Origin of the sequence: Marinobacter sp., assembly GCF_041687235.1 — a bacterium.
Lineage (GTDB): Bacteria > Pseudomonadota > Gammaproteobacteria > Pseudomonadales > Oleiphilaceae > Marinobacter.
The window spans coordinates 1-12,526 of record NZ_JAWLCH010000003.1 but is presented as its reverse complement, the minus strand read 5'-3'; the positions used below and the strand labels follow the sequence as shown (position 1 = coordinate 12,526).

Annotated in this window: 10 protein-coding genes; 1 reads left to right on the top strand and 9 read right to left on the bottom strand. The window is 59.5% G+C overall.

Annotated elements, in window-relative coordinates; all coding sequences use genetic code 11:
* The first annotated feature begins 74 nt into the window (after positions 1-74).
* Positions 75-2,777 carry a LuxR C-terminal-related transcriptional regulator gene (locus ACESMK_RS05530; protein ID WP_372996091.1) on the top strand — a complete coding sequence of 901 codons (2,703 nt, stop codon included), beginning with the start codon at positions 75-77 and terminating at the stop codon, positions 2,775-2,777.
* On the opposite strand, the gene ACESMK_RS05525 is transcribed toward ACESMK_RS05530, so the two are convergent.
* From ACESMK_RS05525 to coaE, 9 genes are all read right to left on the bottom strand, one after another.
* A complete protein-coding gene (locus ACESMK_RS05525; protein ID WP_372996089.1) occupies positions 2,743-3,657 on the bottom strand; it encodes an acyltransferase in 915 nt (304 codons plus the stop codon). The genes ACESMK_RS05530 and ACESMK_RS05525 overlap by 35 nt on opposite strands.
* Before the next feature lie 12 nt (positions 3,658-3,669).
* On the bottom strand, positions 3,670-4,605 hold the full coding sequence (locus ACESMK_RS05520) for a glucosaminidase domain-containing protein (RefSeq protein ID WP_372996087.1): 936 nt from the start codon (positions 4,603-4,605) through the stop codon (positions 3,670-3,672).
* Positions 4,606-4,698: 93 nt separating this feature from the next.
* Positions 4,699-6,870, bottom strand: a complete 2,172-nt coding sequence (locus tag ACESMK_RS05515; RefSeq protein ID WP_372996085.1) for a hypothetical protein — start codon at positions 6,868-6,870, stop codon at positions 4,699-4,701.
* Positions 6,871-7,013: 143 nt separating this feature from the next.
* Complete coding sequence (locus ACESMK_RS05510; RefSeq protein ID WP_372996083.1) at positions 7,014-7,571, bottom strand: YfaZ family outer membrane protein; 558 nt, start codon at positions 7,569-7,571, stop codon at positions 7,014-7,016.
* A 109-nt stretch (positions 7,572-7,680) separates the two neighbouring features.
* A complete protein-coding gene (gene yacG, locus ACESMK_RS05505) occupies positions 7,681-7,869 on the bottom strand; it encodes a DNA gyrase inhibitor YacG (protein ID WP_372996081.1) in 189 nt (62 codons plus the stop codon).
* Positions 7,870-7,917: 48 nt separating this feature from the next.
* Entirely contained in the window at positions 7,918-10,269 is a 2,352-nt protein-coding gene (locus ACESMK_RS05500) for a response regulator (protein WP_372996079.1), read from the bottom strand.
* Between the two features lie 43 nt (positions 10,270-10,312).
* Complete coding sequence (gene tsaA / locus ACESMK_RS05495; protein WP_372996077.1) at positions 10,313-11,056, bottom strand: tRNA (N6-threonylcarbamoyladenosine(37)-N6)-methyltransferase TrmO; 744 nt, start codon at positions 11,054-11,056, stop codon at positions 10,313-10,315.
* Positions 11,056-12,150: a hypothetical protein gene (locus ACESMK_RS05490; protein ID WP_372996075.1), complete on the bottom strand. Its 1,095-nt coding sequence runs from the start codon at positions 12,148-12,150 to the stop codon at positions 11,056-11,058. The genes tsaA and ACESMK_RS05490 overlap by 1 nt, the downstream gene beginning before the upstream one ends.
* The coding region (gene coaE / locus ACESMK_RS05485) for a dephospho-CoA kinase (RefSeq protein ID WP_372996073.1) at positions 12,143-12,526 on the bottom strand (384 nt) is incomplete at its 5' end. The genes ACESMK_RS05490 and coaE, both read right to left, overlap by 8 nt.

Sequence of the window (12,526 nt, the reverse complement as noted above, 5' to 3'; positions counted from 1 at the left end):
CGATGCCGGTCGCCACTCAAAAATTAGCGAGATCCACTTTTCCGGCGGTGCAGGGCAGTTGGTGCCGGAGTAAAATGGGGCAGTGCGTGAAACCATTCAATGATGGCTGTGCAGCCAACGACGAATTTCAGTCAGCGAACAGTGGTCTTCAGCGGGGTGAGTTGGTCAGGGACCTGCTCCGACAACGGGTTCATATTCCCCCAATTCCATCGGACTCTCTCGCCCGGCCCAAACTGGATGCCAGGATTTCCGAAGCTCTGACCTCAAGAAGCGTTCTTTTTATCGAAGCGCCCTGCGGCTACGGCAAGTCCCACGCGGTGGTCAGCGCACTGACCCGCGCGGAGATGGCCAGCGAAGAGATCCGCTGGGTTGCACTGAACAGCCAGGACAACGCGCCCTCCCGCTTTCTGACCCTGCTTGCGATTGCCCTGGATCTGCCAGAAACCCCGGAACAGGGTCTCCAGAGTGGCGCCACCTTCTCGGATACCCTGTCGATGATGCAGGTGGCATTGGCACGCAAAGCATCCGGACAGCCCAAAGTGCTGGTGCTGGACAATCTTCAGAACCTCAGCAATCCGGCCGTTGTGGAACTGCTTCAGCAACTGGTTACGGATTTTCCGGCTGGCTCTTCCATCGTCCTGATTTCCCGCAAGGGGTTGCCTTTCGAAACCCACAGCCTTGAGCTGGAGAACCGGTTTACCCGCATCGGCTCCGAGTCCCTGGAGTTCTCCCGTTCGGAAACCTTCGAATTCTTCCGGCCGGCCACGGAAAACAGCGAGCTTACCAGTGTTGCTGTCGACAACCTGCATGACATGACTGAAGGCTGGGCGACTCCGTTGGCGCTGTACCGCCGCGAGGTCTACCAGAACATTGAGAGAAAGCCGATTCAGGAAACCCCCAGTGTTGAGCGATTCCTCAAGGAATCCGTTCTTGGCAACCTGACACCGGGCCAGATGCGTTCAATGCGTGGCATCGCCGAGCTTGAACTGTGCTCAGACGAGCTGTTCCTGGCACTTGAGCCTCTTCTGCCGGAAACGGGGTTTGTTCCCTCCCAGGCCCTGGAGCGAGGCCTTCCTTTGAAATCAATGCCGGGCCGCGGTCGCTGGTACCGGCTCAATCCGCTGTTGCAGGAATGGCTGAAATCACCGGTAATGGCAGGCTATGCCGAGCGAATGCTCCAGGCGAGCCGATGGTTCGGTGTTCGGGACCAGTTCCCGGAAGCCCTCAAGTACGCACTGCTGGCCGGCGATGCAGAGGAAGTTATCCGGATTGCCTCGGAAGGCTCCGAGGCCTTGCTGCTTGGGCAGGACACAGCCTCGCTCCTTCGCCTTCGTAAAAGCCTGCCGGCACAACTGCTGGAACGGAGTGTGCGGCTGAGGATTGTGTATAGCTGGGTGCATGCCATTGGCGGGCAGTTCCGACAGGCGAGGGCGCTGATTGATGGCCTGCCTGAGCCTGACCGTCAGGAACAGGCCGCGCGCATCTGTGCCCTGAAAGCGTTTATCCTGCGGGGCGAGGGCAGTGTCGGCGCAGCCTTGGAAATGGCGGACAGGGCCCTGGCCGAAGGGGAGCTCAGCACCCAGGGCCAACTGGTGACCCAGATGGTGCGCTCCAGTGCCTTGTGTGCTGCGGGGCGTTTCCAGGAAGCACGGGAAGCAAATCGCGCGGCCTCGAGACTCGCCCGCGAAGCTGGCGATTCCGGCTCCGAAGCCCTGGCGGTCTATGCCCACGCCCGGATCGAGCTGGGCAAAGGCGCGCTAAAGCACGCAGAACAACTGTTACGGACAGGCCTGGATACCGCCATGCAGGAGTTGGCCCGTCCCGCTCGCATAGGAGAGACTCGCCTGCAACTGAATCTCGTGCTGGTGTTGTGGCATCAGGGTAGGGAAGCAGAAGCCGATCGCCTTCTCGTTACCTGCGGGCGACATGCAGAACAGACCCGGGATCTTGGTTTGTTGCTGGCCATGACCATTCGGGTGCTGATGTGCCGGGCCCAGGGCCGGCTCGAAGATGCGTTTGTCTGGATAGGCCGGGCCGAACGCACGATGCATTCATGGCAGGTCGATGAGTCGCTCTTTGTGCCGGTGCTTGAAGCGCTCAAAGCTAATTGTTGGCTGGCCCAGAATCAGATCGACAGTGCCGATCAGGCGGTTCGCAAGCTGGCACCCTACCGGGAAGCCGGTTGTGTGCCTGAGCTATTCCCCATGATGCCCGGACTGCTCGACTGCCTGCAGGTGCGGGTGGATCTGGCCCGGGGTGATCTGATCCGGGCCCGGGAAACCCTTCAGGGAATCCGTGAGCGATACCAGGGGGCAATTCCCTGGGGCGTCGAGTTGCATATGCGGCTTCTGGAGTCTGTGATTGTTCTGGATGAAAAGGGACCTGTCGTTGCCCAGAAGATTCTGTCTGCCGTCGTAACCGAAGCCGCCGCCGAACACTTCATCAGCCCGTTCAGGGAGCTGCGGAGTGAATTGCAGGATCTGATGGCGAAAGGCTTTGGTCAGCTGCCGGAGAGCAGGTTCAAGGAAGCCCTGGGTGAGCTGTTCGGGTTGCAGGAAGTCGCCGGTGGCGCTGACGCCCTGGCCGAACCCATCAGCGAGCGGGAGCAGGGCGTACTCGAGCTTATTGCGAAAGGCCTGTCAAACCAGGAAATTGCCGACAAGCTGCACATTTCCCTGCATACGGTAAAAACCCACGCCCGGCGCATCAACGCCAAGCTGGAAGTGAAATCCCGTACTCAGGCTATTGTCCGGGCCCGGGAGCTGGGGCTGCTTTAAGCTCCTCAATTCGCCGGTCTTTCTCCGCCCAGATCTCACTCACCCAGCGCTGAAACGCCACCCGGGTTTCCCGGTGGTTTTCGTAGTCCATGCCCAGGAACTCCCCGGGAATCTCGCGCACGCGGATATCAATAATAATCCGGCGGATCCGGCCGCACAGGTAATCCCAGAAGCCCGCACGCCCCTCCGGATACACGATAGTGACATCCAGCATGGTATGGATCATCTCGCCCATGGCCCCCAGCACAAACGCGGTGCCGCCCGCCCTCGGCTTCAACAGGTGCCGATAGGGTGAGTTCTGCCGGTCGTGTTTTTCCGGTGTAAACCGTGTGCCTTCCATGAAGTTGAAGATGGTCACCGGGGTGTAGCGGAACTTCTCGCACGCGGCCTGGGTGGCGGCCACATCCTTGCCCTTCAGCTCCGGCCGTTTGGCGATCTGTTCCTTGGTGTGGCGGTGCATAAAGGGAAAATCCAGAGCCCACCAGGCAATGCCCAGAAACGGCACCCAGATCAGCTGTTTCTTCAGGAAGAATTTCAGCAAGGGAATGCGGCTGTTCAGCACATACTGAATGGCCGGGATATCCGCCCAGCTCTGGTGGTTGCAGGTTACAAAATACCAGTGCTCCCGGCTGAGGTTGCCGGCGCCCCGCACATCCCAGGTAACCTTGTGCAGGAGATCCATCAGCAGGTTGTTAAAGCCGATCCACACCCAGGCGATGTTGTTCAAAACCACCGTGCAGCCCTTGCGGACAGCGGTAATGGGCAGCACCAGCTTGAGCAGGGCGAAGAGCAGAAGAACGGGAAACAGCACCAGTGTGTTACACAGGATGAGCAGAGCCGCCAAAGTGCCCTTCAGCGGCGCGGGGAGAAAATGAAGCATGGGAAAGCGTCTCTAACCTTCAGCCGGATTACTGTTAACCGATGACTGGCGGGGCAACAACCGTGTTTCGGCTTCCGTTGAGGCCAGTTGCTCAAGGCTGCCGGGTTCCAGATTACGGACCACACTGCGGAAATCGTCGTCGTAGAATTCCAGGTTGTTGTAATGAATCATTGCCCGGATCTCTTTTATATATTCTTCGCCCCGTTCGGAATAGCCGAGCAGGCCTTCCGCCAGCTCCAGGCCCGACAAAGGCACATTGTCGCGACGGTCTTTAAGCCGAACGTCCCGCAGCAGCTGGTAGGTGGGGTGGCGGTTCAGGTTCTGGATGTAGGCCCGAACAGAGCGGTAGGGCGAGGAGAACTTCGCCACTTCATGGCTGGCACCCTCGGCGCGACCCAGGGGAACCAGCCCGCAGCCTTCGGAAAAACACCACTGGCCGAACAGGTTATTGCCCCTGGTCGCAAAGCGGGAGGTGCCCCAGGCGGATTCGTTGGCGGCCTGAGCCAGGATAAGAGATGGCGGAATGACATCGAGGCGCTTGCGAAGCAGGGCAAACTGCTCGTCACTGCCGGGCTCTGCATCAACCCTTAACCGCTCGGATTGCTGGGCCAGCCAGTTATATTCCTTGCTGGTGAGGGTATCCTTTTCGGCCAGGCTGTCCAGATAGTCGCGCTCAATCAGAATCCGGGAATTGGCCAGGACTATCCTGGGGTAAAGAAAGGAAAAAAATGCAGCCTTCTTCTCGGTGGTGTCCTGGTACTGCGAGAAATCCGGCAGGTCATCGTTGGCCCAGGTTGGCAACGGGGGAAGTGATGATAACGCAGGCTCGGAACCACTGTTGTCGGAGCCGCGCTGGTCGACACTCGCCTCCGGCGAATACAACCCGCCCCCGATCGCAAATGCAATCAAGGGAACCATCAGCAAGATCGCCCGTTTACCTACAGACATAAAACCTCTCGTCAAAGTCGATATGGCAAGGATTATAACAGGTTATACGAGAGCGTCTGCCCGTTGGGTTTTTACCGCCGTTCGCCTGCGGGTTCAGGGCAGGCGGGTGGCGATCACCAGGCCGATCTGTTCCTCGTCTCCTTCCGTGGTTCTGAACCTCAGGTAGAACTGGTCCTGGCTGGCAGTGTGAAAGCCCTCGAGTACCAGGTTACCGGCGCTGAACTGCACCCGGCCATCGCCCGGCTGGCTGTAACTCAGGGTGATGTCCGGAAGGTTTTGCAGGGCCGGTTTTGTCACCGTTTCGTTGTTTACCGAGTGGGTGCTGGTTAGCGAGATTGGCGACAGTGTCGCCGCACTGGCGGAGTCGATCGTCAGCAGAGCGTTGTCGAAATGCCGGAGACGGTTGGTGTCCGACGTCAGTGCCAGGGCAACGCCCTGGAGCCGGAACTGCCCGCTGTCAGGGGCGCTGTTGGCGGTTTGTTCAGCGGCAATCAGTAGACCGTCGCCCAGAGGGCTGTCGTCCAGATTAAACGCCATCAGGGTACCGTCCGGTGTGCTGGCGCCAATGCCGAGATCCGGTTGGGCAAAATTCCCGGAGGCGGTGGTGATGTCCAGGTTCAGCCGGCCAATATCCACATCGCCCCTGCTGAGGCGTGAGGTTCGGTTGCTCAGGGTCCAGGATTCCGTCCGGGAGCCAGTGGGGTCGACAGACACAGCCCCGGTGTTGTCGCGCTGGAGCGCCGTGAAGCCCTGGGACTGGTTGACCGTGCCGCCATCGATTTGCCACTGGCCAAGGCCCGCCTCAATCGCCAGGGGTGTTGCTGCCTGGCTGAAGCGGGTTGCCAGATACAGCATGTTGTAATCGCGACCATTGAGACTATCGGCGTCGAAACCCTCCTTTCGCAGAAGATTGACCTCCAGGACCGACAGATACTGGTCCTCCAGTGTGCTGAGCCGCCGCAGTTGATCACCCTCAGCCTCCAGTTCGATGGCCTTTCCGGCGCTGAAATACCCGCTGATCACCCTGTCTGGCCCGGTGCTGTCATCAACGGGGACGCTGGTGAAGGCATCCAGGTAGTAAGGGTTTCGGGTCCAGCCGATGATTCGGGAACTGCCACGGCCGGTAATGCTCTGGAACAGGGCGCGGCCAGCCAGCAGGCGAGTGTCTTCCAACAGAGTGGCGGCCCCGGGAGAGGAGGAGTGGGTGTTACGTTCCCAGGTTTCAGAGCCCCGCACAAAAAAATTATTGCCATCCTGGTGAATCAGCGCTTCCCGGTCATAGGGAATATCGTTGGCCAGGGAGGTAACGCGGATGTTGAACGCATCGAAGCTGGTCAGGGTAAGGGCGGGGTACAGATAGCCCGTGCCGTTATCATCCGTCAGTACTTCCTCCTGTGCGGTACGAATGCCCCACTGTCCGGAACCGCTCAGGTTAGATTCAAGAAACGTCTGCCCCAGCTCAATGCCCAGGAACACCGAATTATAGTCCGCGGAGCTGGCGCTGATTTTGCCCGAGGAGGTCTCATCCAGCACGGCGTAATCGGCCATGGCGCTGACGTACCCGGCAAAGTCCCCGCGATCCGCAAGGACATCCAGGGCACCACCGAGGCCAACATTGGACGGAATGTCGATTTCGAAGTCATGCACCTGATCGGCGAGAGTAGACCACACATATTTGTTCAGGCACAGGTCGCCACCGTCGTCCTCCACGCACTCCATGATGCCCTGGAATTCGCCTGCGGTGTAACTGCTGAGGGTGTTGCGCACCAGGTATTCGGAGAAAGGGTTTACCTTTACATCCCGGTCGGCATCGGCGGCCAGGGCACGCATGCGGGTGTTGCCATAACTGGCATCGATAATGACGTCTGGCCCAAGGGGCAGGCCTTCGGTGAACTCGATAACGGTGAAGCCTTCACTGTCGGTACGGGTGGAGATCGCCGGTTCATCCAGTACCGCCAGGGCCTGGTTGGTGTAGTAAACGCTCACCCGGTCGGGCTGTACGATTCTCAGGTTGCGCCGGGTCGGTTCGCCCTCGCTGGTGACGCCTTGCGGAACTTCCATGGTCACCCGGACCTCGTTGGTGGCCAGGCCGCCGGTGTTGCTGGAGTCGCCGGTGCTGCCGGAACTGAAATCGTCGACCGGGTTCTTGTTGCCGGCGAAATCATTGGGCTGGTTACGTGCGCCCTCAATGGCGTCTTCGCCGCTTCCGCATCCTGCGGTGAGCAACAGAGTTGAGGAAAGGAGTATACCGAAAGTGAATCGCATGCCTGGCTGTCCGTGCAGAGAATACAGGCAAACAGTCTAACAGTCGGATTCTAGGGAAAGCGTGAGGAAAAGCACGAAAGGGAGGTTGGGGAAGAGGCGAAACGGGCCCTTCATCAGGGGCCCGCTTCATGAAAAACCGGCAATCAGAAGAAAATCTTCATGCCTGCCATAACGCCCTCATCGAGGTTGACGTCCCGTGACGAATTCTCGATATCGGTGTTCAGGTAACGGTAGCCGGCAAAGATCTCGGCATTACGAATCACCCGGTAGCTGCCACGCAGCTCCAGGCTGGTCATGTCATCGGAGTCGCCGAAGGACAGAATGCTGGGTGCGTAATGCAGACCACCGGTGAACGACAGGCCCGGAACATCCGGAATATTGACCGTGGCAAAGCCGCCAAGGCCAACGGCACCACCATCAGCGCGGCTCTGATCCCAGACAATGCCGCGCATGCCAATGCCGGCTGTGGTGGGCAGATTGCCGATCGCAGTACGGCCCTGGGCGTGGAAATCGACGTTGAAAATATCCCTGCCACCTTCGTGGTAGGTGTAGCCAGTGCCAAGCTGGAGATCATTGTTGGTGCCGAAGAAATTCACCTGGCCCTTCACCGAATCGTTGGTAAGGCTCAGGTCAACGTCACCTGCAAAGGCAGGGGCGGCAGCCAGGGAGAAGATCATCAGGGAAATCCGGGACGCTTTCATATGTGCACCTTCGCTATGTTATTCATTAATGGGGCGATATGGTAACGGGGCGCCTGAAACCACTCAACTTAAATGGCGGTAAGTCCCCGTTAACTTCCGGCTTACAGGTTCAGTGCCGGGTGGTTTCGCCACCCTGGTCCAGATCCTCCGGTGATACGTTCTCTGCGGGTACCCGGTATTCCTCGTTGGCCCAGGCCCCCAGGTCAATCAGCTTGCAGCGTTCCGAACAGAAAGGTCGCCAGGGGTTGGTCTCGGTCCACTCCACGGACTTTTTACAGGTTGGGCATTCAACGTTCATGGTTGCCTTTGGGTCTTGGAAACGTGTCTGGATGTCTGCGCAGCAATCTCAGGAAGCAGCAGACGCCTGACAGTATTGTTCCAGTACTGCCCGCAGCATTTCAATATTGACAGGCTTGGCAACGAAAGAATCCATGCCACACCGACGGCAGCGTTCCTCGTCTTCTTCCATGGCACTGGCGGTCAGGGCGACCACAGGGATCCGAGCGCGGTTATGGGTTTTCTCCCACTCACGCAGGCGGCGGGTAGCCTCAAAACCGTCCACCCGGGGCATCACACAATCCATGAACACCAGATCGAAGGGGTGCCACTGCCACAGGCTGGAGGCGGCCTCGCCGTCGTTGGCGGTCATCACATCGCAGCCGAGCTTTTCCAGAAGCCGGCGCGTGAGGGTGCGGTTGACCGGGTTGTCTTCCACCAGCAGCACCTTCATCCGGCCACAGGGGACTTCACGGCGCCGGGCGGTGTCGGTCACCGCCTGCAGGGAAAACCGGGTCAGGAAGCGCCGATCGTCTTTGGCGGCATCGGCAAACAACTGGTTAAGAATGGGGGTCAGGCAGGACTCCCGGAGGGATTTGCTCAGGAACGCATCGGCCCCGGCCTGGCGGAAATGCTCGGCATCGCCCCGCTGGGGATTGGAAGAGAGAATCAGCAGGCGCATATCGGCCCAGAGCGGATTGCTGCGAATCTGCCGGCACAGTAGATCGCTGTCCATGTCGGGCACAAAGCCGTCCAGGATAATCGCGTCGAACGGCTGCTGGCCGTCGAATGCCGTGCGCAGGGTGGTCAGGGCTTCGCCGGCGGACTTCACTGCCTCAATATGAACGTCATGTCGGGACAGCATTTCCAGGGTAATCTTGCGGGACAGCTCGTAGGAATCCACCACCAGAATCCGGCTGTTCCTGACCATCCGGGTATCCGGCCGTACCCGGGCGGCGTTTTCCGGGGCCACCGGCAGCGTCAGCTCCATCCAGAAGGTGGAGCCCTCGCCGGGGCGGCTCTCCAGATCCATGGAGCCATCCATCAGAGCAACAAGTTGCCGGCAAATGGTCAGGCCCAGGCCGGCACCGGGTAACTGGCGCTGGAATTGCTGGCCGAGCTGCACATAGGGCTCGTAAACCAGGGGCACATCCTCGGGGTTGATCCCCACGCCGGTGTCTTCCACGGCAATGCGAAGCCGGGCCTTGTCATCCCGGCGGCCCAGAACCTCAATGCTGATCAGTACATGGCCGGAATCCGTGAATTTGATGGCGTTGGAGGTGAGGTTCAGCAGGATCTGGCGAATCCGTACCGGGTCGCCCTTCAGGGCCCAGGGCAGGTTCTCATCGATCCGAAGCTCCAAGGCCAGGCCTTTCTCCCGGGCCCGGGAGCCGAGCATGTGCACAAGATCGTTCAGGGTTTCCCGAAGATCGAAGGGAATGTCATCGAGTACCAGCTTGCCGGCTTCCATGCTGGAGATATCCAGCAGATCGTTAATGATGGCGGAGAGACTCTCGGAGGCACTGAGAAGCGTGTGGACGTACTCCCGCTGGTCCTGATCCAGTGGCGTATCCGTCAGCAGGTTGGCGTAGCCCAGTACCGACTGGAGCGGGATGCGCAGTTCATGGCTGACGTTGGCCAGGAACTGATTCTTGGCATGGTTAGCCCGCACCGCCTCGTCCCGCTCACCCTGGGACTGGATCGTGGTCTGGCGCAGGGAACGGGTATCCTCCAGGATCTGCAGGCGCATCTTGTTCAGGGCCTGCTCCAGTTCCGAGAGTTCGTCCGGGGTTTTCGGGGGGGTGCGCTTCAGTTTCAGCGGGTCTACCAGGGCGTCGAGGTTCAGTCGTGCCGCGTAGTCCGCCATGGATTCCAGGTGCCGGGACAGGGTCAGGCGCACAATCACCAGCAGCCCCAGGGTGCCCAGCATCACCACGATTGACTGAAACAACAGGTTCAACAGGGCCCGGTTCCGGAGATCGGTGTAGATCTGGTCGATGGAAGAGGTCACCGTCAGCGTGCCGACGTTTTCCGGGCTGCGGGTGCTGGAACGGTCGAACACCAGCTGGAACGTCTGGGATAGCACGCGGCCCTCGGGGTAGGTGCCGGTACTGAAGGTTTCACCGGTGCTGGTCACCACCCGGCCATACTGGATGGCGGGCACTGCCTTCATGTCGTCCAGGCTGTTGGCCACCTCGCTGAAATTCATCAGCCAGATGTTGTTGCTCATGCTTCCGGAAACCAGCTCGGCGGCCCGTGTCTGATCGTTCAGAAGCTCATTCTTCCGGCGCTCGAACTCGCCGATCAGTTGAACACCCGTGGCCACCAGAGACAAAAAAAGACTAAACAGTAAGACGTAGGCCAGCAACCTTGCCGCCAATGGCCGTATTCCCAATCGCTTGAACAACTGCTGTGAAGGCAAGGCACATATTCCCTGTGTCGACTACAAAATCACCAAAAGCAGTTTAACAGACCGTCAGCACTTCGACACGTTTCCGTGAATGATCATTCACGAATCGGAAGCGCACATTCAGATCGTACAGGTGGGCTCCGTAAATGCGCTCTTCCTCCCGGCCCCGGCGGAACGAGGGACGGGGATCGTAAGCCACCACATCCACGATAAGCGGGCGCAGTTCCGGATAACGCTCCGGGCATAGCTGGCGGATCTGTGCATCCGCTTCCGCCAGAAAGACCACCTCCAGCCTCTCCGTTGGCGGCGAATCGGCCCAGCCCAGGGTCGCCTCGGGCACCGAATCGGCAAAAGGCAGGTAGGGTTTTATATCGAGGATCGGTGTGCCCTCAATCAGATCGTGATCGCTGATGCGGAGGATAAGTTCGCCGTTCCTGCGGATCAGTCCCTCATTGCGAACCACCGACAGGCCAAGGCTATTCGGGCGAAACGGTGAGCGGCTGGCAAATACACCCATCTTCCGGTTACCGCCAAGGCGGGGAGGGCGCACCACAGGCCGCCACTCTGCACGCACGGCTTCGTGGAACTGAAACGTCAGCCAGAGATGGCTGGCGGTCTCCAGGCCCCGGAATGCATCCTCCCGGTCAAAGGGCGGCTGGATGATCAGATCGGCCCGGGCATGCCGGGTAAGCCCCGGCTGGCGGGGTACACCGAACTTGTCCCGGAAGCAGGAGCGGGTAATGGCAACGGGTGTGAGGGTGAGGGCTTCTGACGCAGGTTTTGAAAGGTGTCTGGGCATTACAAACGATCATCCTCAATGATGCCGGAGAAGAACATCTCCACCCGGAAAACCACCGACGCCCGGTCCTTGAAGCTCTCCTCCCGCGGGAATTCCAGCGCCGGAATCAGCTCGGCATAGAGCCAGTTACTGTGCAGCCGGTAGCGAAAGGTGAGATCTGCAAACGCCGAGGTTGTCCGCCACGAAGGCTTGCTCTCCCCCAGCAGGCCAAGCCTGGGGGCCAGGATCAGGCGGTTATTCATCCGCTTGCGCATACTGAATATCTGGCCCGCCACAAATTCCTTATCCCGGTGCACCCATTCCAGTTCCGAAGACGACCGGAAGTACCAGCCATCGCCGACCGGTCGGCCCACGCCAATCCAGGTTCGCTCACCCCAGCCGTCCTGGTGGAAATAATAGAAACGCTGCTGGGCGTTCAGAATCCATTTGTCGTCCAGCTGCCAACGCTTCTCAGCGGTCGCCCGCCAGAAGGCATCCGGGGGAAGCCGAAGCCGAACACCCACATCGTTGGAGAAATTGATGGCATCGCCAATCTCGGTCAGGTAGCGAAGGGCGCCCGTGGCTTCGGTATCTGAGCGCTCCGGCTCGGTAAGCTGCCGGTCCCTCTGCCGCTCCCCCAGGGGAATCAGGTCTTCGCTCTCACTCTCGATAACCAGCCGCAGCTTCTGCTCGGTGGTGGGAATATCAAGACGAAAACGTGCCTCGGGTTCAAACTGAGCCGGGTCTCCATACTCGGATTCCGTGGCAAAGCCGATACGCAGGTAACTTTCATTGTTGGGCAGATTATGCTCACTGCCGGACAGGGTCCGGTCGGCCCACTGACCAACCGACTGGATCTTTTCCCCGTGCAGGCGCTCCTGCCGGAGCACCCAGTTGCTGAACTTCAGCCAGTAGGAATCCCGGGGATCGGCCCAGTACTCCTCCGGCTCAAAGGTGTAGAACCCGATCGGAAGCTGGGCCGGAGAAAGAATCTCGGCCAAAGACCGCTCCCGAACCTCAAACACCGGCTCGATGCTGTGGCTCGGGGAAGCGAATGTCAGGGAAAGTGCAGCCGCAAGACCTGCAAAACGAAAGCGGAAAAACCAGTCAGCCAAAGTCCACCAGCAACCTTTCATGCAGCTCCCGCACCTGACGCGTTACATCATCCATGGACCGATCATTATCAATCACCTCGTCGGCCCGCGCCAGCCGATCTTCACGGGACATCTGCGCCGCAATAATCCGCTCAACCTGCTCACGGGAATTGGTGTCCCGGGCCATGGTGCGCTCAATCTGGGTTTCTCTGGGAACGTCGATCACCACAATACGGTCGACCAGCTCATGCTGGTCCGTTTCGAGCAGAAGTGGGGAAACCAGGAGTACGTAGGGAAGCTGATAGTGTTGCGGGTGCAACTGCCGAACCAATTCTTCACGAATCACAGGGTGCAAAAGCGACTCCAGCCAGGCCCGCTCTTCCGGCTTCTCAAAGAC